The following is a 20,767-nucleotide window of genomic DNA, read 5'->3' as shown; positions in this document are numbered from 1 at the left end:
AATGGTGGATGATTTGAATGACGTGTTTTATTTCGTCAAAGTGGTCGAACACGGAGGCTTTACACAGGCTGGCCGTGCGCTCAACATGCCGAAATCCAAGCTCAGCCGTCGCATAGCGGCATTGGAAGAGCGGTATGACGTGCGCTTGCTTCAACGCTCAACACGCCATTTCTCGGTCACGGAGACGGGCCGCGAATTCTATGAGCATTGTGTGGCCGCACTGGTGGAAGTGGACGCGGCACGCAACGTCATGGAACGTCAGCGTTCAGAACCACAAGGTGTCGTACGCATGAGCTGTCCTACGGCGCTGCTGGATTTCCGAATAAGCGACTTGGTAGCGCGCTTCATGACCGAATACCCCAAGGTTCAGGTTCACATTGAAGCTACTAATCGGCACGTCGACGTGCTGGGGGAAGGCCTGGATCTGGCACTGCGGGTCCGATTTCCGCCATTGGAGGATAGCGACTTGGTCATGCGGGTGCTGTCAGAGAGCCCGCAACGACTGGTGGCCTGCCCAGACCTCCTGGTAAGTCGTGACTTACCGAAACACCCCGCAGACTTAGCCATTCTGCCAAGTCTGGATTGGGGGCCGCCTCGGGACCACGTTTGGCACTTAATGGGTCCTACAGGCATCGAGGCACAGGTACGTCATCAGCCCCGTTACATCACCGACGACTTGACGGCGTTGCGGCAGGCCGCGCTACACAGCGTAGGCATTGTGCAGCTGCCGTGCATGGCCATTGAAGAAGATCTAAAAACGGGAGCGCTGGTGGATATCATGCCAGGATGGGCGCCAAAGGGAGGCATTATCCATGCGGTTTTTCCGTCGCGCCGCGGTCTACTTCCTGGAGTGCGGATACTTATTGAATATCTTGCATCACACATTGCAAAAAATTGACCGTGGCGCACGGTTAGTTGCGTCTCGGTGCTAATGGGCGTCCGCTTTTTGATGTGATTGGTTAGCGCCGACCGGCTGGTTATGTTAAGGGTTGTAGGATGCCTGCCCACACGCGCATGAGTGTGGTGCCATCTGAATTCGGCGGCAGGCGTCCTACAAGCCCCAAGGGAGGAAACCGCGGAATGCCTTGGCGCGGTACGAGAGAGCTAACGAGCTATGGCGAATCGACTGTCTTCCAGGACCCCAACCTAGGAACGTCACCGGAACAATGCAATTTGACGCCGTACTTGCGACTGACTTCGGGGCCATCAGACCAGATTATTGAATCGCTGATGGAACGTGGCTTGGCGATATTCCAGTGCAAGGCCAAATCATCTGCTGCCAGCGCTGCTTGTTCAAGCATAGATGGTGGATAGGTATATCGGACGCTGGCATTCATGCCGTACTCCGCTGTCTCGGTGGTGCACGAATTGGTTGCCTATGTACCAGGGTATCGACGATACTCATCGCAGCACCGCAGTGCGGGCAGACGAAGGTTGGCCGGGTGGTGACGGCCGCTTCAGCCACTTCTGGTGGCGGCAAGTCAGCTATGACGCCCAACAGCTCTCTGGCCTTGGCCAGGTTCTTCTTGCGCCCAGCATTGGCAATGATCCCGTAATGGCGGATACGGTGAAACCCGTGAGGCAGCACATGCAATAGGAACCGGCGCATGAACTCGTGCACATCCAGCGTCATCGTCTTGTGGCGAGTACGTCCCTTGGCGCGGTAGTCCTTCCAGCGGAACGTCACGCCGCGCTCGTCCATCGCCAACAGACGACTATTGGAAATGGCTACCCGATGAGTGTAGCGTGACAGGTAGGAAAGTACTGCCTGCGGTCCGGCAAACGGGCGCTTGGCATAGACGACCCACTCCTCCTTGCGCAATGGCGCAAGCCAATCGACAAAGGCATCCGTATCGGCCAGCGCCAGATGTTCGCCGAAGAACTGCAACTTCCCGCAACGATGCGCGTTCTCCAGTGCTTCGAGGAAGCGCCGGCGAAACAGCCGCGAGAGGACCCGTACCGGCAGGAAGAAGCCCGGCCGGCAAGCGATCCAGCGTTGGCCATCAGAAGAGAGCCCGCCATCGGGGATGATGCCGTGCACATGCGGATGGTGCGTCAATGCCGAGCCCCAGGTATGAAGCACCAGCGTGGCGCCGATTTGGGCACTAAGGTGCTTGCCATCTGCGGCAATGGTGCGTAGCGTGTCGGCAGCGACGTCGAACAGTAAGCCATAGAGGACGGTCTTGTTGGTATAAGCGATCTCGCTGATGGGGGCCGGTAGCGTGAACACGACGTGGTAATACTCGACCGGCAGTAACTCTGCTTGCCGGGCCTCAAGCCAACGATGCGCGGCACTGGCCTGGCACTTGGGGCAATGCCGGTTGCGGCAGGAGTTGTAGGCAATCTCGACTTGCCCACAGTCATCACAGCGCAGCACATGCCCTCCCAGCGCCGCGCTGCGGCACTGTTCAATGGCCGACATGACCTTCTTCTGACCCAGGCTCAAATGACCTGCCTGGACTTGGCGGTAGGCCGGCCCATGGGCGCGGAAGATATCCGCGACCTCCAGCACGGCGGAAGGCATCGACAGGTGCTACTCGGGGTGCAGCATCTCGAGCGGGCTGAAGACTTCGCGCAGGATATCGGTGGCCACTTGCGCGTACAGTGCAGTGGTCTCGAGCTTCTTATGCCCAAGCAGCACCTGGATGACTCGGATATCAACCTTCTGCTCCAATAGATGGGTGGCAAAGCTATGCCGAAGCGTGTGCATGGACACGCGCTTGTTGAGGTGGGCAGCATCTGCGGCAAAGTGCACAGCGCGATTGAGTTGCCGGGTGCTGAGCGGCTCGATCGGATTGAGTCCCGGGAACAGCCAGCCGCCCTCGAGCATCTTGCCTTGGGCATGCGCCACCCGCCACCACTCGCGCAGACGCTCAAGCAGGACCGGTGGCAGCATCGCGTAGCGATCCTTGCGACCCTTGCCCTGCTCGATGCGCAGCGTCATGCGTTGACTATCGATGTCTGTGACCTTCAGATTGATCACTTCGCTGGCGCGCAGTCCCGCGCCGTAGGCGACCGCCAGCGCCGTCTGGTGCTTGAGGTTGGCCGCGGCAGCGAGCAGACGAGCGACTTCCTCGCGACTCAGGATGACTGGCAGAGTGCGCGGTTCGCGCACCGGTTGCATCCTGGCCATCACCTCGACGCGATCGAGGGTGATGGCGAAGAAGAACTTCAGTGCGGTGATCCTCGCGTTCAGCGAGACCGATGACAGACCCTGATCCACCAAATGCAACTGATAGCGGCGCAGATCCTCGGCGTCGGCGGTGTCGGGAGAGCGGCCCAGGAAAGCGGTGAACTGCCGTACGGCACGAATATAGTGATATTGCGTCTTGGGCGAGAGTTGGCGCATGCGCATGTCTTCGATCATGCGTTGGCGCAACGCAGAGATGGTAGTCGATGGGGTACTCATGACCGAACTCCTGGCGGACAGCGAGGCCAATTGCCTCACGTTCCAGCATAGGAAACCGTTGCTCTGCTCCAATCACCCGCTAACGCCCGCGCGACGCTCCCTACCGCGCGAGCGGTTTAGTCCTATGACCGGCTACAGCCCTACGACTACACGATGCGAATGGCCGCTTTACCGATGTAACAGGAATCGGTAAGCGGTTTGCGATAGCCACGGTTTATGAGAAATCGAATAGGGCTGCTTGTTGTGATCGGGGTACGGCCGCTTCGTCAACTTTGGCCAGCGTCGACATTTTTACGCCGAGTAGCCATATGCGCTTGTCCATCTTCACTCGTTTCAGACATTCACTTGCCGCGCGTCGAATTGCAACGGGATCGTTGGTTGCCTCGGGCAAGGTGATATCACGCGTCACGGTATGAAATCCCCGGAAGCGCAGTTTGATCCCTACTTTTTTCCCAACATAGTGTTTGCGTACCAAGTCTTCAGAGGCACGCACGCACAGATTGGTAAATACTTCGCCCAGGGCTTTGCGATCAAACCTTGGTGCAGACCTGTTTCAAACGTAATCTCCCGGCTCTTAGGTTTTGAGTTCAGAACGCATAACGACTTCGCTGTGGTCGATGCCACGGGCTGCGTTCAGCAGCCATGCGCTGTAGGAGCGTCCGAAGTGCTCCTGCAGAAGTCTAGCGTCCGCCACAGTAAGCTCCCCGATCGTCGATATGCCCAGAGTGAGCAGTTTCTCAGCCGCCTTTGGCCCAATACCATTGATCTTGCTCGCCGCCAGCGGCCAGATCCGGGTCCATACGTCTTCGAGGGACAGAATCGTCAGTCCATTGGGCTTTTCGAGATCTGATCCTATTTTCGCCAGGAGACGGTTTGGTGCGACACAGATGGAACACGACAGTCCGGTAGCTTCGACTACTGCGTCCTTGATGCGTTGAGCAAGCTCGTGCGTCTCTCCTGCCGCATGGGACAGGTCAATATATATTTCCTCGATACCACGATCCTGAATGTGCGGAGCGACCGTGGCCACAGCGGCTTTGAACAGCCTGGAATAATGGCGATACTGGTTGAAGTCCAAAGGGAGCAAGATCGCGTCGGGCGCCAGTTTTGCGCACTTCATCATCGGCATTGCGGAGAAAACGCCAAGCGCCCTCGCCTCGTACGTCGAAGTAGTTATGACACCTCGCCCAACATAATCGCGAAGACGGGCATAGCGCCGCCTGCCATCTAGCATTTGCTGGGGCTGATGTTCGCTGCGTCCCCAGACCATGATCGATGCGCCCTTCCAATCTGGATATTTCAGCAACTCCACTAACGCAAAAAAGGAGTCCATATCCAGGTGGGCTATCCGCCTGACGGGCGGCGAACTTTTCTCAGCATAGGTAGCTGCGTTCTGTTCGCTATCCACGAGCATATTAGTGCTCTCCTTGATGAAGCACACCACCATATCGCTAATCCGGTATTTGAGCAGCGCGGTCGAACAACTCATGCGTACGGTATCCATTGGCCCGGAACGCTGGCGCTCCATGACGTTGCGTGCCGCACCTGCTCCTTCAAACATGGCTACACAACGCTCATAAAACACGCGCCCAGTTTCTGTGACCGAAGAATGGCGTGTTGAGCGCTGTAACATTCACTCGTCATACCGCTCTTGAAACGCCGTTATGCGTTTGCTGAGCTAAGATTTTGGCACGTTCAACGCACGGCCTTCTTATGTAAATCCCTGATGTTCGACCACTTTTACATAGCACCACAGACCCTTCAAATTATCTATGATTTTTCCTCTCGTAGAACACTGTAGGCATATCAGTGGAGCTACCAACTATATTGAACAAGAATTATGATGAGCCCGCTATTTGGTGCAGTTCATGAAACCAGTCCCTGGCATCGATACCCGGGCGCAAAGGCAAACCTGTTGAAAACAAAGGAAATATGGATCGTTTGATGTCCATGCGCGTTTTTTCTGAAGTGGTTGCCCGAGGAAGTTTTGTCGGAGCCGCGCAGGCTCTGGATGTGTCCAATGCAGTGGTCACCCGACATGTGGCCCATCTTGAAGAAACTGTCGGCGTTCGCTTACTCAACCGGTCGACACGCCGACTTTCTCTTACCGATGCCGGCCAGCGTTATCATGAATACGTGCGTCGCATCCTGCTGGATCTAGAGGAGGCGGATGCTGTCGCTGCATCCGCTTCGACCGATCTGACAGGAAGATTGCGCATTAATTGCCACATCGGATTTGGGCAATTGCAACTTGCGCGCTTGCTTCCTTTGTTTGCAAAAGAGTATCCAAATGTCGCGATCGATATCAAGCTCACTAGCCAGGCACTAGACCTTATTTATGAGTCATACCATATCGGCATCTTCATTGGTTTGCAAAGTTACAGCAACAACATGGTTGCACGGCAGCTTGGCATTTCCGAAATTATGCTTTGCGCCTCCCCGGAGTACATCAAGGACCATGGCAAGCCACAAAAACCGGAAGACCTGTCTTCGCATGCATGCATCAATTTTGATTACGACCAGTTAAAGCACTCTTGGAGACTTGCAAAAGGGAAGAAAACCATAGATGTTCCGATCACTAACAGTAGAATCGTCTCGAACAACGGCGAGCTATTGCGGTATTGCGGCTTGGCCGGAATTGGTATCTTAGCCAGGACAACTTTTAGCTTGGGGAACGATCTTGCTTCCAGACGGCTGGTGCGGATTCTGCCTGACTACAGCCTAGGCGAAATCGCTGTCACGCTGACTTATCCGTCAAGGCGCCTAATTGCGGCACCCCATCTAAAGCCAACGCGTGAAAGGAGGGACCATCGCCTTCGTTATACGCTTGAGCGCCGTCTTGCGCCAACACCTGTAGTTCGTCCCAATTGAAAGCATGCGGGGCATTTTCCCATTGGTCGAGCAAATCCATGAACTTGCCAATCAATACGTTGATCTGATTGCCATTAAGATGCGTCATATTTTCTCCGAAGAATGTGGAATGACCTACGATTTACCAGCTTGCTTATGAGGCCTCCTGGGGTCACCATGTTGATGGATGGCTGGATGGATGGCTGGCTGTCCTACTTACTTATCGGCCTGATTAGCATCTGGATTTTTGATGCCGTTATTTGCATTCCGGTTCACATCTGCCTGCTGCAACGGGGCTCCAAAGCCCACAGATTCTTTGTGCCGTTTTATCTACCTTGGTCCTTCGCTTACTCGAAAAGCCACGTTGCAACCAATCTGGTATAACGAGGCATAATTACATAGACCATCAAGTAAACAATAATCACAGCAAGCACAAAGTTGTTAACAATCGGATGGCCTAGCAAAGGTATAAGGGTAAAAACTGGCTTCAGCAGCCATGGCAAGATAACAGTCAACGGAAATATAGCCGATAAGGTAATCAGGAATTGCTTGGACGGCCTAGCATGTATTTGCTTCACAGCGGGAGGCGTGAACCAGTATTCTAGTCCCGTTTGCACCCCAATCTCTTCTTCGTCAACCAAAGCCGGCCTAACCTCTTCGATAAAACGCTTACGTGTTTCTGATTCCAACCAACTTTTTAAGTTTTTATTGGAGTCGAAACGCAGCACGATCGTATATCTGGAAGATGGACTGTGGGGTCGAATAATATTCACACCCATGTGCCCGGAAAAGCGTTGCGCTTCCATTGCGATATCTTTCAGCCACATCTCGTAAAGGATCTGAGCACTCGGCTGTACCGCGTGATGGATCACAAGTGCGGCTGCTTCATCATTTACTGAAATCATTTCTATCTCCAACTTTTGATGTCTGCATGGAAGCGATGAACCTGAAGGCACAGCCTCAGTAAGAGTGCCTTTTTCGGACGCGACGCGTGATCTACGCGGAACGGGAGCATCAGAAAATTGTTTCTATAGTGCGGAATGTCGATGACAGAAGGAGAGCTTTCGTCGCTACGAACCCGCGGGTAATAAATACGGCGATTGGGTTCCAGAACGAAGCGTTGTCCCGCTCGAACTGCAATATCCGCCATCTATCTACACTTTTCCACTCACGAGCCTACTTCGACTTGCCGACGCATAAATTCATGTGACCCTGCGAGCTTACCCGTACACCGAGCGTCGGTTTTCGACGCTTCCTGCTGTCTCGCACGTTTCGGGTTCAGAATCTCTAATACCTTGATGGTTGATCGGTAGTTAGCCAGGTGATATGACGCATTCTCCGTATCTGTCATCGCTTTGCACCGCTCGGCACGCAAGTCCCTACGCAACGCTTCAAGCAATGCCTCTAGCTCATAAGAAAACAGGCTTATAAGTCGTGATTCCAATGTCGTTTGCTCCTCTGACCGTTGTCGATTTCCCCAAAAGATATGGTACTGTCGACATGGATAAGACGCCGCTTTGTTCGTAACGTAGCAACAAGCGGCGCCCGCGTTACTATTTCTGTATAAGCCGGAGAGACGTTGGCTCAACAGCCCTTGCGACCATACTCACTTAGGTGAAGTGAGCGTCGTAAAGCTCGAGATTAGGTTGCGATAATCAGGAATATGGTTAGAAAACAGTGCACCCAATCCCTCAATGTCGTTCCGCCAATCACGATGCAGTTCGCCAGCGACTGCGAACCAACTCATCAGTTGTGCACCTGCCTTGCTCATGCGGTCCCACGCCGCGCCCCGGGTTATTTCGTTAAAGGTGCCGGACGCATCTGTGACAATAAAAACATCGAAGCCTTCCGCAAGTGCGGACAACGCCGGAAAGGCGACGCATACCTCGGTTACCACGCCGGCGATGATGAGTTGTTTCTTGCCAGTGGCTTTCACGGCCTTGACGAACTCCTCATTGTCCCAGGCATTGATCTGTCCCGGGCGTGGAATATACGGAGCATCGGGGAACAGTGCTTTGAGTTCCGGTACCAGCGGACCGTTCGGACCGTTCTCAAAACTGGTGTCACTGCCGGAGTAATACTCCCCACTTCTGCCGTTTGAATTTTCCCCAGTTTGAACGGTAAGGCGGGCGCGCACCGGATTTCGCGCCCGCTTTCTACTTGCTCCACCATGACGGCATGTTGATTGCCGGTAGGAGAGCAAGTGGTCAAGTTAAAGGAGTGGATGATGATTCTCGAATTGCACCGGCAAGGCCTGTCGGTATCGGCAATTGCGGAGCGGACCGGGCATGATCGTAAGACTGTGCGCAAGTACATTCGCGAGGGATTGGCAACGCCGAAGTACAAGCCGCGCCACCCTCGTCCAACGGTAGTTGAACCTTACGAAGCCTATTTACGCGAACGCGTGGCTGCTTGGCCGGAACTCACTGGTGAGCGGCTGCTACGGGAGATTCGGGCGCAGGGCTACGCGGGTGGCCGCACGGCAGTCAACGATTTCCTGCGCACAGTACGCCCGCCGCCGACGCCCATCTTTGAAGTCCGATTTGAAACGCCACCCGGCGAACAGGCGCAGGTCGACTTTGCCGAGTTCAAGGTCTGCTTTGGCAACCAGGGGCCCGTACGCCGAGTCTGGCTGTTTGCCATGGTGCTGGGCCACAGTCGTTACCTGTGGGGCCAATTCGTTCTGCACCAGGACCTGCCAACGGTCCTGCGCTGCCACATGGAAGCGTTTGCCCATTTCGGCGGTGTACCACGGGAGATCCTGTATGACCGCATGAAGACGGCGGTACTGGGAGAGGATGACAGCGGCGAAGGCATCGTCTACAACGCCAAGCTGCTGGCGTGCGGGACTCATTACGGCTTCCTGCCGCGTGCCTGCCAGGCGTATCGAGCCAAGACCAAGGGCAAGGTCGAGCGTCCCTACCGCTATATCCGTGCCGACTTCTTCATGGCACGCAGTTTCGAGGACATCGATGACATGAACCGTCAACTACGCCACTGGCTCGATACGGTGGCCAATGTACGTTGCCATGGCACGACTGGGCGCGTCGTCGTGGAGCACTTCCGAGAGGAGCAGCCGCAACTGCAACCCTTGCCGGCTGGTCGGTTTGAAGCGGTACTGCGCGTCGAGCGGCGTGTTAGCCACGAAGGCTGTGTCAGCGTTGGCGGCAACTACTACAGCGTGCCAGACGGCACCAGGAAGCGGATACTCGATGTGGAGACCACGCCTGATAGCGTGCGCATCTTCGAGGACGGCGCCTTGATCGCTACCCATGCGCGGCTGGCGGGCCGGCGCGAGCGCTCAGTCCTGGCGGGCCACCGGGTACTGCAGCGGATCATGCAGCGCGAGAAGCCGGATGCCATTGTGCTACCGCCTGGCCATGCTGTTGCCCAGCGACCGCTGGCTGTCTATGACTTTATTGCACGGCAGATCGGAGGTCAGCGATGACCCACGAACCCATTGCCGAACGCATCCGTCGGCATCTGATTGGTTTGAAGATGCCTCGCGCGCTGGAGGCTTTGCAGACGGTGCAGTCACAGATCGAACAAGGGCAGCTTACTGCCCTGGAAGCCATCGAAGCCTTGCTGGGCGAGGAGTACAGTACACGCGAGAGTCGACGCATCAAGATCGCTTTGCAGACTGCACGCCTGACAGTGCTCAAGACGCTCGCCGGTTACGACTTCAGCTTCCAGCCCTCGCTGGAGCGCAGCCGTGTCATGGCGCTGGCGGAACTGGGGTTCATTGAGCGACGCCAGTGCGTGCACTTCCTTGGGCCACCCGGAACAGGGAAGAGCCACCTTGCCGTGGCACTCGGTGTAGAAGCCATCAGGGCTGGTAAGAGCGTGTACTTTGCCACACTGGCCGAGCTGGTTGATTCCATGCGCAAGGCCGAGCGCGAAGGCAAGCTGCGTGAGCGGGTGAAGTTCCTGTCGCGCCACAGCGTGCTCATCGTTGACGAGATTGGTTACCTGGCGTTGGGCTCGACCGGCGGCAATCTGTTCTTCCAGCTGGTCAATGCCTGCTACGAGCGCTGCGCGATGATCCTGACCAGCAATCGTGGCTTTAGTGAATGGGGCGAGATCTTCGGCGATCCAGTTGTGGCCACTGCGCTGCTAGATCGGTTACTACACCATGCGATCGTCATTCCCATTGAAGGCAATTCGTACCGGCTGCGGGAACATGCCGCCCTGATTCCAGAGCACTTACGCAACCGTCCTGCATTCAATGAAATGGGTAGCCCTGCACCGGAAAAGCGCCGGCCCGGCCGTCCCAAAAGGGAGGAAGCCGCGTCACTGCCGGGTTGACTTCCCACTGCCAAGGGTGGGGAAATTTACTTCGGCAGATATGAGGAAATTACGTGCGGCATTGACAACTGGTCGTCAAAATGGTGGGCAGCTTGAAATACTTGGCCAAATCGGCCAGGGCCAGCACGTTGTTTTTGAATTTATCCGGGTCAATATCACGAACAAGAGACAACAGGCCTGCCTGATGATCTACTAACAGTACTGCTGCGTCGTTCTTGTCCAGACGTTTGTATGGTGTATTCATAGCAATCTCCTTGCGTAGTTAAATGGAACGCACCTCTGGTGGAAGTGCATGACGAAAAATCGTAAAACTTAAGGGATGCCTAGGTAGCCTGCTGAATCTGACCAAAGGCGCCGCTGCGCAGATCTAGCATCGCTTGCCGAATCTTGTCCTCGTGACCTGCTACCCAATTTAGTCCGAAACCGCGATGTAAACTGCGGTTAGAAATCTTTGTGCAAAGCGGTTAGGCGTCAGGTAGCCAAGCGAACTCTGCGGCCGTTCGTCGTTGTATTCCTGACGCCATGTGCCGATGACTTTGCGTGCATGCCGTACCGATAAAAACCAGTGCTCGTTCAAGCATTCATCCCTGAACTTGCCATTGAAGCTTTCGATGCACGCATTCTGCTGCGGCTTGCCGGGATCGATAAAGCGCAACTGCAGATGCTGTCGATAAGCCCATTCGTCGAGTACCTTGCCGGCAAATTCTGGCCCATTGTCTACGGTCACTGACTTCGGCAGTCCACGGCTTTCTGCGAGCCTTTCCAATACGGTCACTACCCGTCGTCCAGTGAGCGACGTGTCGACTTCAATGGTCAGGCATTCCTTGGTAAAGTCATCGACGATGTTCAGGCACCGTAATCGTCTGCCGTTGACGAACCCATCCGATACAAAATCCATCGACCAACTGTGATTCGGCGCCATTGCAGCATGCTTTGGCTGACGTTCAACTGCAGCGATGTGTTTGCGCTTACGCCGACGTACCATCAGCCCGGCTGCACGGTATATCCGGTACGTCCGCTTACGGTTGATGCGCCATCCTTCTCGGCACAGCAACACATGCAGGCGGCGATAGCCATAGCGTCGCTTCTGTCCAGCCAGTGTCGTCAAGCGCTGCAGCAGTTCCCAGTCATCTGGCCGTCTTGCCTGATACCGGTAGAGAGACCTGGAGATACCAATCAGCCCGCAAGCGCGTGTAATGCCTAACTGGTGAACCGCCATCAAATACGTCACCGCGTCACGCCTGGCTTGCGGGCTTACCACTTTCGACTCACAACATCGCGTAACGCTGCATTGTCGAGCATTGATTCGGCCAGCAGTTTCTTCAGCTTGGCATTCTCCGCTTCCAGTGCCTTGAGTCGCTGTGCTTCAGCAACTGTCATCCCGCCAAACTTCGATTTCCAGTTGTAATAGGTCGCATCACTGATGCCGTACTTGCGGCATACCTCGGCCACCTTCAGGCCGGCCTCAGCCTCTTTCAATACGCCAATTATTTGCTCTTCAGTAAAACGCTGTTTCATCACTGCCTCCTTCAGTAGGCAGTTTCCATATTAGCGCCGTACTAAATTAAGGTGGCAGGTCAGTGCGTTCTCCGCTTCCAGTTCCTTCATCCTCGCCATCATTGACGTGTCCATCCCACCATACCTGGCACGCCATTTATAAAACGTCGCCGAACTGATCCCTAGCTCCCGGCATAACTCCGGCACCACCAGTCCGCCTTCCATCCGCCTGAGCGCCTCAATGATCTGGCATCTGGCTGTCGCTGAACTTCGACTTCTTCATGCAGAACTCTCCCTAAACGAGAAAATTCTACTTCCGATCGCCTCTTTTAGCCGGGGGGATTACCGGATAATTTCACGACGCAATTGCATTCGCCTGCTTGCGCAACTCAAACTTCTGGATCTTGCCAGTTGAGGTCTTAGGGAGCTCACAGAACACCACCGCCTTAGGCGCTTTGAAGCTCGCCAAGTGTTTTTTGCAATGCGCGATGATTTCTTCGGAGCTGACTTTTGCGTTCTGCTTCAGTTCGATGAAAGCGCATGGTGTCTCGCCCCATTGTGAATCAGGCTGTGCTACCACTGCCGCTGCAAGAACGGCCGGATGACGATACAACACGTCTTCAACTTCGATCGAAGAAATATTTTCACCACCCGATATTATGATGTCTTTACTGCGATCCTTGATCCTGACGTAGCCATCAGGATCCATCACAGCCAGGTCACCGCTGTGAAACCATCCACCATGCAATGCCTCCTGAGTAGCCTTGGGATTCTTGAGGTATCCCTTCATGGTCATGTTCCCGCGGAACATGATTTCCCCCATGGTTTCGCCGTCGGCCGGCACGGGCTTCATAGTCGCCGGATCCATTACCGCAATGCCGCGTTCAAGATGATAGGACACGCCTTGACGGGCGTTCAGGCGAGCGCGTTCGCCGATTTCCAGACTGCTCCAAGCTTCTTGCTTAGCACAGACTGTCGCTGGACCATAAACTTCAGTTAACCCGTACACGTGCAGCAGATTAAAGCCCATGCGCTCCATGCCTTCTATCATAGAAGCCGGCGGTGCTGCTCCCGCCACCATGGCTCTGATACCGGAAGCAACGCCTTCTTTCATAGCGTCTGGGGCATCGACCAGCATGGCGTGCACAACAGGGGCGCCGCAATAGTGGGTGACGCCGTTTTCGCGCATTGCGTCGAAAACGGCCTGTGCTTCAACCCGTCGCAAGCATACATTAACCCCAGCCCGCGCGGCGATAGTCCATGGAAAGCACCAGCCGTTACAGTGAAACATAGGTAACGTCCATAAAAAAACCGGGTGCTTCGGTAGGTCCCATTCCAGGATAACGGAGACGGCTGCTGTCGCCGCTCCCCGGTGATGGTAAACCACCCCTTTAGGATTTCCCGTCGTGCCGCTGGTGTAATTCAGTGCAATAGCGCTCCATTCGTCATCCGGAAGCTCCCAATCAAATTCCGGATCGCCGCCTGCAATGTAATCCTCATACTCCAGCTTGCCTACAGGCTGGTTTAAGCCGGTATAGAACGTATCAGTCACATTTATGACATTGAGGAAAGTCGTCGACTTGCGCAGTGTCAGCGCCTTGCGCATGACAGGGGCGAATTCCGTGTCAACAATAACGACTTTAGCCTCACCATGGTCCAGCATGAACGCAATTGTTTCTGCGTCGAGGCGAGTATTCAGCGTGTTTAGCACGGCCCCCACCATAGGGATGCCAAAATGCGCTTCGACCATGGGCGGTGTGTTGGGCAGCATTACGGCCACAGTATCGCCTTTTCCTATGCCGTCCAGAGAAAGAGCACTGGCCAGCTGGCGGCATCGACGGTACAGTTCAGACCACGTATATCGCAAGGCGGACGGCCCCGAGCCATGCACGACTGCCAGACGCTGAGGGTAAACTTGCGCGCTGCGTTCAATAAAAGACAGGGGTGAAATCGCCGCATAGTTGGCCGATGTTTGCGGCAAGTCTTGGTCGAAAATGGACATTATCAAGTTTCCTAGATCGTTCTTGTTGTGGGTAATAACGCTGCTAGACTCACATCGAGGCATCCATGCCGCATGTATCACACGTCATTTGCACAGCGCTCTTAGTGGCTCAGAAAGGTGAACGCATAAGTCGTATTGATTAATTAATTAATCAATTGATAGATTACATACCATCAAATTGAGTTAGTCAGCGTCGCCGTTGCGAACTTCTCCACGTTCTTAATCAATTCATCAACGGCATCCTGAGCCTTAGCCACCTCTCCTTTAGAAATAGCGTGGGCCAAATTCGCATGTAGCAACGCCATCTCAGCCCAATCCTTGCTGACGCCCTGATGAAAGTACCAAAATCTCCGGGATAGACCAAGTAACAAACGCATGGCGCCTTCAGCGTACTCATTTCTGGCCGCTACCAGACATAATTCATTAAACTCTTTGTCCGCTCTGGCAAATGCAATACTGTCCTTTGACTTAGCCGCAGACAGAAACTCCTTAGTAAGGCGCGCAAATTGCTGCTTTTCTGAGGCTGTAGCGCGCATCGCTGCCGCACGACATATCAATCCCTCAAACTCTCGGCGGGCTTCCAACAGCTTCATTTGCTTCATCAGATCAAGAGGAGCGATCAACAGTCCACGTTTTGGCAGCACTGTAATCAACCCCTCTCTAGAAAGCCGCTGTATAGCCTCGCGTATGGGAGTCCTTCCAATTCCAGTCAATTCGCTAAGCTCAAGCTCTGAAATTGACATTCCAGGCGCCAATTTCAATGTCACTATAGCTTCCTCTATTTGTTCGTAGGCTTGGTCAGCCATGCTTCTCTTTTCGGATCGAGGGTTGAGCTTTCCTTTTGCTCTTTGGTTTGATAGCGACAGTTCGAGCGAGCCACTTGTTCTCTTAGAATCCTTTGGTTCGTTCAATGCTTTTTTTGGGTAGCCCATTACAATGACCCTACGCTTATGCTAGTTTGTTACAAACGAAATAAATCCGATTTATTTAACATCTGAAGCAGTACACATTTCATCTATTGAGAAATTATACTTTCCAATTTTGAGTCGTTCTGCGTTTCTCCTTCGCGGTAACTCTGACCGGTGTCTCGAAAAGAGAACTTAATCAGTGCCCTTGATCACTCTCATAGTAGCTGCATCATTTTCCACCTGCGCTACCGTACCTTCGAAAATGATCTCTCCTCGTTCGATAACGTACAGCCGATCGGCAAAACGAGGCAAATGATAAAAATTGGATTCTGCGAGCAGTACCGCACGCCCGCGTTTGAGAATATGTTGCAGGCCTGTGCTGATAGTCGGAATGATCGCTGGCGAAAGGCCTTCGAATGCTTCATCAAGTAATAACATATCTGGATCCAGAGCGAGTGCTCTCGCGATGGAAACCATTTTTCTTTCACCTCCGGAAAGCTGTTGACCACCGCGATGCAAATACTGCCTCAACTTCGGGAAAACTGCATAAGCTTCATCGATTCGCGCTTGCGCAGACACCTTGGTTTTGCGCGTCCAAGTGGGCAAAGCGATGTTATCTTCGACCGTCAAATCGCCAAATACATCACTTCCTTCCGGCGTATATCCCAGCCCGAGTCTTGCAATTTGATGGGCAGTCATGCCAATAATGGATTTAGTATTCCAAAATATCTTGCCTTGCTGTATCTGCTGAAAGCCCATAATCGACCGTATGGTGGTCGTTTTTCCTGCACCGTTGCGGCCAACCAGACACACCAATTCTCCAGGCTCTACGTTGATGGATATTCCTCTCAGAACAGAATTTCCCAGGATAGAAACATGGACGTTATTAAGCGCAAGAGACATTTGCCGCACCTTTGCCAATTACAATTGAGACAACTTCCTCATTTTGAAAAAATTCGTCTCGCGGCAGATCCGCGATTTTCTTTCCAGCTTGCATGGCTATGATTCGTGTCGAATATCGTGACACTAAATCCATATCATGCTCGACCAGCACGATTGCTTCGACTCCCAAAGTTTTTGAGGCGCTAAGTAGGGTTTCCATGACACCATGTTTGTCGGCAGTAGAAACACCGGCAGTTGGCTCGTCCAGCAGTATTACTTTAGGATGGAGAGCAAACGCACTTGCTACGTCGAGCAATTTGCGTCTGCCATGAGGAAGCGCCCGAGCTTTCACATCTAACCAGGGTGTCAGCTCGAAAGCCTGGGCAACGCGTCTTACAATCCCATCAACCTCGCCATGTCCCATAAGATTGACAAACGCGCTCCGACGGAGCTTTAGATATGAACTAGCCGACACAGCGATCGTCTGTCGAACCGTTAAATCCAGGAATACATTTGCTAGTTGAAATGCCCGTGCGAGACCACAGGTAGCCAATTCCACTGCGCCAACCCCTGCGATATCATCACCTCGGAAATAGACCCTTCCTGTCGTCGGCTGGTGCAGGCCTGTCAGTACATTGACTAACGTTGATTTACCAGCACCATTCGGGCCCACAACTGAAACAAACTCACCCGTCGATAACGACAGATCTACATGTTCTAATGCACGGAAATCACCGTAATGACGCGAAATATTCACGGCCCGTAAAAGCATCTTTTCTCGTTGCATTAGCGTGCTCCTTTAGTTCTTACTCTGTGTATGGCGCTACGAAAACCTCCCGAAATTCCACCAGGCAAAGCGATCACCAGGACTGCTAATACAACTCCGAGAAAAAACCGCCAATGCTGTGTAACGGTAGACAATTCATCTTGCAGCAAAATGAAAACTAACGCGCCAATTACAGGACCTATGAATTCATGGTACCCACCCAACACGGTCATAAATACCAGATAACCGGAATTCACCCAGTAGGCCAGCTCAGGATCTGCCAGGCCTGTATTAACTCCCAGGATCACCCCCCCAATCGCCCCATATAAAGCTGACACAATAAACGCAATTGCGCGAACTTCCCGCACTTTTACGCCAAGATATGTCGCCTTAACGGCGTTATCACGGGAAGCCATTAAGTGGAGGCCATAGGGAGAATGTACGACGCGCCACATTATCCAGCCCAAAAGCAGTACCAATACCAAACAATAATAATAGAACGGCCCAGCAAGAAACTCGAAGTTATTGGCGCTCTCAAAATTCACTCCGAGAAGAGTAGGACGTGGCAACATCAGGCCGCCATCGCCTCCTGTAATGTCGTAGAACTTATTGAGGAAGGTATAGAAGAGCATACCAAACGCGAGTGTCAGCATACCGAAAAAAATTCCGGTATATCGGCTCGCCAAGATGGCGATTGGTGTAGCAATTATTAATGCTGCGCCTACGGCTGCGCACAACATTAGTTCAAACGACACCATCCCGGTATTTAAGGCTAGCGTCGCTGCTGCGTACGCACCGACTGCGACGAAAAGTGCATGACCAAATGAGAGAAGTCCGCCATACCCGAACAACAGATTAAAACCGAGCAGCGTGATAGCGTAGGCGAAAAACGGGATAAGGAGCGTTATATAATAATGGCCGATAACTTGAGGCGCCAAGGCAAACGCGACTATAAAACTTATTAGTACAATCTTACCTCCAATGCCTTTTCGAGATTGCACCGGCGATTTAACAGAGTTGTCTATAGTGGTTATAGAGGTATTCATGCTTCTACCTTTCCATAGAGGCCGGATGGCTTCCAAATTAAGACGGCTAATACAATTGCATATATCGCAAGCACTTCTACTTCAGGGTAGACAAACAAAGCAATGGCTCGAATCACACCCACAATCAAAGCCCCTACAATCGCCCCCTTCATACTACCTAACCCTCCCAATACAATGACTGCGAATGCTTCCACTACGAGTTCCACCCCCATTTGGAGCGTAGCAGCAGTAGTTGGGATGACGAGCGCGCCGCCAAGCGTTCCAAGTGTAGTTCCTAAAGTGAATACCCAAACGTATACCCGCTTAACATCAATTGCCATCGCTGCACCAGTTTCGTGGTTCTCCGCCGTTGCTCGCAGTATTTTTCCCGACCGAGTAGCATTCAAGTAATAGTTCAACCCTATGGCGAAGAGAACAGCGACAGCGATTAGCATTATGTTATAGGTTGGCATGGTCACGCCCATAACTGAAATGGTGCCGTACGTCATGGTCAGATTAGATAGTTGCTGCGGCTCTGCCCCCCAAAAGAACCAGATCACGTCCTGAAAGATGAGGATCAATGAGAAAGTGAGCAACAATTGGAATGCCTCCGGTCGCCGATAAACCGATCGTATTAATCGTTCGAGCGGGATACCGATCAAACCCGATACTAGTCCTGCGACCAGAAGAACCAACGGGAAAAGGTAAGGCGGCAATCCATTTGCCAATGCCCAGGTCGTCAAAGTAATGCCTACATATGCACCTAGAGCATATATGGAGCCACAGGCAAGATTAAGGATTCGCTGAACCCCGAAAATTAGTTGGAGGCCGGCTGTTACTAGAAAAAGTGTCGCTGCATGGAATACGCCGGCCAGTAGAATATTGAGGATGGAAGACATACTTTATCCTTTTTTCTGCACGAAGCTTCCCTTCGGTCTCCCGACCTCTACTTTAAAATCTGCCTTATCCAGCCAATCCCAGTACTCTAATTCGGCCGGCTTCTGAATTATTTCCGCGCTCATCTTATTGACTGATCCGAGAGTAACGAAGTCGTAGTCGTTCTTATGTGTGGAAAGTCCCTGGTAGAACGTTTGATTGGGAATATGGTCGGGACGCATATAGCCAATTCCGCCTAGCGACTCAACCTTATTACCAGGAATTGCTTGCGCGACCTCCGACGAAGATGGCCATGCATTGGGCTTAGCTGACAAGGCCTTCTCAACTCCCGCCTTGTACATTGCCAAACAGAAGTAAGCGCGCTCAGCCTCAAAATGAGGATGCTCTTTATATTTGTCAACATACCATTTGACAAATTCCTTTTGAAGTTGCGATCCTTCTTTATCGTCAAAGTAAAAAGTACTATGGCCCAGAATAAGACCTTCAGGGGTAAACTGTTTCTTCAATGCTGTCTGCTGAACACCCCCAACCGGCAGCACAAATTTCGCATTCTCTGTTAGTCCGGCGTTATGTGCTTGCTGCATGAATATCGGTAGATCTGCAAAGAACATCGATGAGAAAATTAGATCTGGCTTAGCTGCCTTCAAGACGGCGATATTTGAGGTCAAATCCATTGTGCCTATCTTGACCCATTGCTCGGAAACGATATTAGGTTCAATGCCAAATTTTTTCAGTATTGCAAGAAATGTTGTCCAAGTAGTCCGGCCATATGTGTAGTCTACGTTCACTCCTGCAATGTTCTTGATCTGACCACCGTAGAGTTTTACGGCTTGTAAAGATGCCATGACTGCATCCACTTCATTTCCGGCGGATTTGAACAAGTACTTTGGATATGGAACCATCTCCTTGACACCGTCTTGAGTGGTTCCGTCCCACAACATTGTTACCGTTTTTGACTGCTCTGCTAACGGAGCAAGCGCAAGGCTCACGCCTGAAGACATAACTCCATGTATCGTATCTACTTGGTCTTGCAGAATCAACTTTCGATACCGATCGATGGTTTCCTTAGGGGAGGTTTCTTCCTGTATAACGAGCTCAACTTTACGCCCGCCGATTCCGCCTTGTGCATTTAAGCGGGCCACGCCCCACTCAACGGCGCGGATGCCGCATTCCCCGATCGTAGCAGCCACACCGGTTCGTGGAGCAAGAATGCCAATTCGAAGAGGTTTATTCTTAGCATAAGCAGGAATAGATAACAGACCAGTGGCGCTTAGTGCTCCACCGGCACCAAGCGTTTTTAGAATTTGCCTGCGTTTTGTGGAAATGATCGATCGGCTCACTTTTAGGTCTCCTTGGAATAAGTGACGTGTATGCTTAACTCTTTACAGGTGTGGCTTTCGCTATACAGTGCATTAACGTGAATGCCAGGTCTATTAAATGAATGTTGGTTCTGTTACATGGCTGTCAGGCCACCATCGACGAATAACTGGGTGCCTGTAATGTACGAAGCTTCGTCAGAGGCAAGAAACAAAGCTGCATTCGCGACTTCCTCCACACGACCGAAGCGCTGCATTGGCACTCCCTCAAGCAGCTTTACTCGTACACCTGGTTCGGCACTAACCGCCGAGGTGCGCATTGGAGGCATCCATCCCGGGTGGACTGAATTTACGCGAATTCCTTTATCTGCAAACTGCACGGCGGCCGACCTAGTCATCAACTGAATACCGGCCTTTGCCGCGTTATATCCCATATGGACAACGGGTTGGGCAACCAGGCTGGCAACAGAGGAAATGTTCACAATAGCCCCTCCACCGCTTTTTGCCATCTCGTCAATCGAATACTTCATTCCCAAGAATGTACCCCGCGCGTTCACTTCCCATAGGCGATCAAAATAGGCGAGGTCCATTAGGTCAGGCACTGCGCCACTTATACCCGCGTTGTTTACGAGGATATCGATCCTCCCGAACGACTTTTTGGTTGCATCAATCGCTGTGATCCACTCGCTCTCCTGAGAAACATTGAGCTTAATGAACTCTGCTTTCAGTCCTTTATTCTTGAGCTCATTGACAACTTGCGTTCCCTCGTCCTCCAGTACATCACAGACAACTACCTTTGCTCCTTCGAGGGCGAATAGCTGCGCAATGCTTTTTCCCATACCATTTGCGCCACCCGTTACGATTGCAACTTTATTGTTGAGTCTCATTTTTCGTATCTCCTTCGTTCATT

17 protein-coding genes and 3 pseudogenes are annotated in these 20,767 nt (G+C 52.7%); 4 read left to right on the top strand and 16 right to left on the bottom strand.

What is annotated here, in order from left to right:
* The first annotated feature begins 4 nt into the window (after nucleotides 1-4).
* Nucleotides 5-898 carry a LysR substrate-binding domain-containing protein gene (locus RY831_RS04265; protein ID WP_326505185.1) on the top strand — a complete coding sequence of 298 codons (894 nt, stop codon included), beginning with the start codon at nucleotides 5-7 and terminating at the stop codon, nucleotides 896-898.
* Between the two features lie 435 nt (nucleotides 899-1,333).
* Here RY831_RS04265 and RY831_RS04260 read toward each other — a convergent pair whose 3' ends face one another.
* From RY831_RS04260 to RY831_RS04250, 3 genes and pseudogenes are all read right to left on the bottom strand, one after another.
* The gene (locus RY831_RS04260) at nucleotides 1,334-2,524 is read right to left on the bottom strand and encodes an IS91 family transposase (protein WP_326505089.1); all 1,191 of its coding nucleotides are present in this window, start codon (nucleotides 2,522-2,524) and stop codon (nucleotides 1,334-1,336) included.
* Nucleotides 2,525-2,533: 9 nt separating this feature from the next.
* On the bottom strand, nucleotides 2,534-3,409 hold the full coding sequence (locus RY831_RS04255; RefSeq protein WP_326505088.1) for a tyrosine-type recombinase/integrase: 876 nt from the start codon (nucleotides 3,407-3,409) through the stop codon (nucleotides 2,534-2,536).
* Between the two features lie 214 nt (nucleotides 3,410-3,623).
* A pseudogene (locus tag RY831_RS04250) lies at nucleotides 3,624-4,823 on the bottom strand (DNA polymerase Y family protein).
* A gap of 518 nt (nucleotides 4,824-5,341) precedes the next feature.
* Here RY831_RS04250 and RY831_RS04245 point away from each other — a divergent pair.
* Nucleotides 5,342-6,280 carry a LysR family transcriptional regulator gene (locus tag RY831_RS04245; RefSeq protein WP_326505087.1) on the top strand — a complete coding sequence of 313 codons (939 nt, stop codon included), beginning with the start codon at nucleotides 5,342-5,344 and terminating at the stop codon, nucleotides 6,278-6,280.
* Nucleotides 6,281-6,606: 326 nt separating this feature from the next.
* On the opposite strand, the gene RY831_RS04240 is transcribed toward RY831_RS04245, so the two are convergent.
* Nucleotides 6,607-7,164, bottom strand: coding sequence for a putative antibiotic biosynthesis monooxygenase (locus RY831_RS04240; RefSeq protein WP_326505086.1), 558 nt, complete (start codon nucleotides 7,162-7,164; stop codon nucleotides 6,607-6,609).
* A gap of 701 nt (nucleotides 7,165-7,865) precedes the next feature.
* Nucleotides 7,866-8,396: an isochorismatase family protein gene (locus RY831_RS04235; protein WP_326505085.1), complete on the bottom strand. Its 531-nt coding sequence runs from the start codon at nucleotides 8,394-8,396 to the stop codon at nucleotides 7,866-7,868.
* A gap of 66 nt (nucleotides 8,397-8,462) precedes the next feature.
* Here RY831_RS04235 and istA point away from each other — a divergent pair, with 66 nt between their 5' ends.
* On the top strand, nucleotides 8,463-9,707 hold the full coding sequence (istA, locus tag RY831_RS04230; RefSeq protein ID WP_326505084.1) for an IS21 family transposase: 1,245 nt from the start codon (nucleotides 8,463-8,465) through the stop codon (nucleotides 9,705-9,707).
* Nucleotides 9,704-10,564, top strand: coding sequence for an IS21-like element helper ATPase IstB (gene istB, locus RY831_RS04225; protein ID WP_326505083.1), 861 nt, complete (start codon nucleotides 9,704-9,706; stop codon nucleotides 10,562-10,564). Before istA ends, istB begins: the two co-directional genes overlap by 4 nt.
* Before the next feature lie 67 nt (nucleotides 10,565-10,631).
* Here istB and RY831_RS04220 read toward each other — a convergent pair.
* The 11 genes and pseudogenes from RY831_RS04220 to RY831_RS04170 all read right to left on the bottom strand — a co-directional run.
* A pseudogene (locus RY831_RS04220) lies at nucleotides 10,632-10,808 on the bottom strand (hydrolase); the annotation flags it as partial.
* A gap of 168 nt (nucleotides 10,809-10,976) precedes the next feature.
* Nucleotides 10,977-12,082 (bottom strand): IS3 family transposase gene (locus tag RY831_RS04215; protein WP_437126211.1). Its coding sequence is split into 2 segments (ribosomal slippage): nucleotides 10,977-11,824 and nucleotides 11,824-12,082, totalling 1,107 coding nucleotides; the frame shifts between segments, so codons are not numbered across the junction.
* Between the two features lie 63 nt (nucleotides 12,083-12,145).
* Nucleotides 12,146-12,344: pseudogene (locus RY831_RS04210) on the bottom strand (transposase); the annotation flags it as partial.
* Nucleotides 12,345-12,416: 72 nt separating this feature from the next.
* Entirely contained in the window at nucleotides 12,417-14,066 is a 1,650-nt protein-coding gene (locus RY831_RS04205; protein ID WP_326505184.1) for an acyl-CoA synthetase, read from the bottom strand.
* Nucleotides 14,067-14,236: 170 nt separating this feature from the next.
* Nucleotides 14,237-14,995, bottom strand: a complete 759-nt coding sequence (locus RY831_RS04200) for a GntR family transcriptional regulator (RefSeq protein ID WP_326505082.1) — start codon at nucleotides 14,993-14,995, stop codon at nucleotides 14,237-14,239.
* Nucleotides 14,996-15,163: 168 nt separating this feature from the next.
* The gene (locus tag RY831_RS04195) at nucleotides 15,164-15,874 is read right to left on the bottom strand and encodes an ABC transporter ATP-binding protein (RefSeq protein WP_326505081.1); all 711 of its coding nucleotides are present in this window, start codon (nucleotides 15,872-15,874) and stop codon (nucleotides 15,164-15,166) included.
* Nucleotides 15,858-16,640 (bottom strand): ABC transporter ATP-binding protein, encoded by a 783-nt coding sequence (locus RY831_RS04190; RefSeq protein ID WP_326505080.1) that lies wholly within the window; start codon nucleotides 16,638-16,640, stop codon nucleotides 15,858-15,860. The genes RY831_RS04195 and RY831_RS04190 overlap by 17 nt, the downstream gene beginning before the upstream one ends.
* A complete protein-coding gene (locus RY831_RS04185) occupies nucleotides 16,640-17,665 on the bottom strand; it encodes a branched-chain amino acid ABC transporter permease (protein WP_326505079.1) in 1,026 nt (341 codons plus the stop codon). The genes RY831_RS04190 and RY831_RS04185 overlap by 1 nt, the downstream gene beginning before the upstream one ends.
* Entirely contained in the window at nucleotides 17,662-18,543 is an 882-nt protein-coding gene (locus tag RY831_RS04180) for a branched-chain amino acid ABC transporter permease (RefSeq protein WP_326505078.1), read from the bottom strand. Before RY831_RS04180 ends, RY831_RS04185 begins: the two co-directional genes overlap by 4 nt.
* A 3-nt stretch (nucleotides 18,544-18,546) precedes the next feature.
* Nucleotides 18,547-19,881, bottom strand: coding sequence for an ABC transporter substrate-binding protein (locus RY831_RS04175; protein WP_326505077.1), 1,335 nt, complete (start codon nucleotides 19,879-19,881; stop codon nucleotides 18,547-18,549).
* Between the two features lie 113 nt (nucleotides 19,882-19,994).
* A complete protein-coding gene (locus RY831_RS04170) occupies nucleotides 19,995-20,744 on the bottom strand; it encodes an SDR family NAD(P)-dependent oxidoreductase (protein ID WP_326505076.1) in 750 nt (249 codons plus the stop codon).
* Between the last annotated feature and the right edge of the window lie 23 nt (nucleotides 20,745-20,767).

The organism is Noviherbaspirillum album (assembly GCF_035916955.1).
In the GTDB taxonomy this organism is placed as follows: domain Bacteria; phylum Pseudomonadota; class Gammaproteobacteria; order Burkholderiales; family Burkholderiaceae_D; genus Noviherbaspirillum; species Noviherbaspirillum album.
The sequence above is the reverse complement of the archived record's forward strand: the minus strand, read 5'-3'. Positions and strand labels throughout refer to the sequence as shown.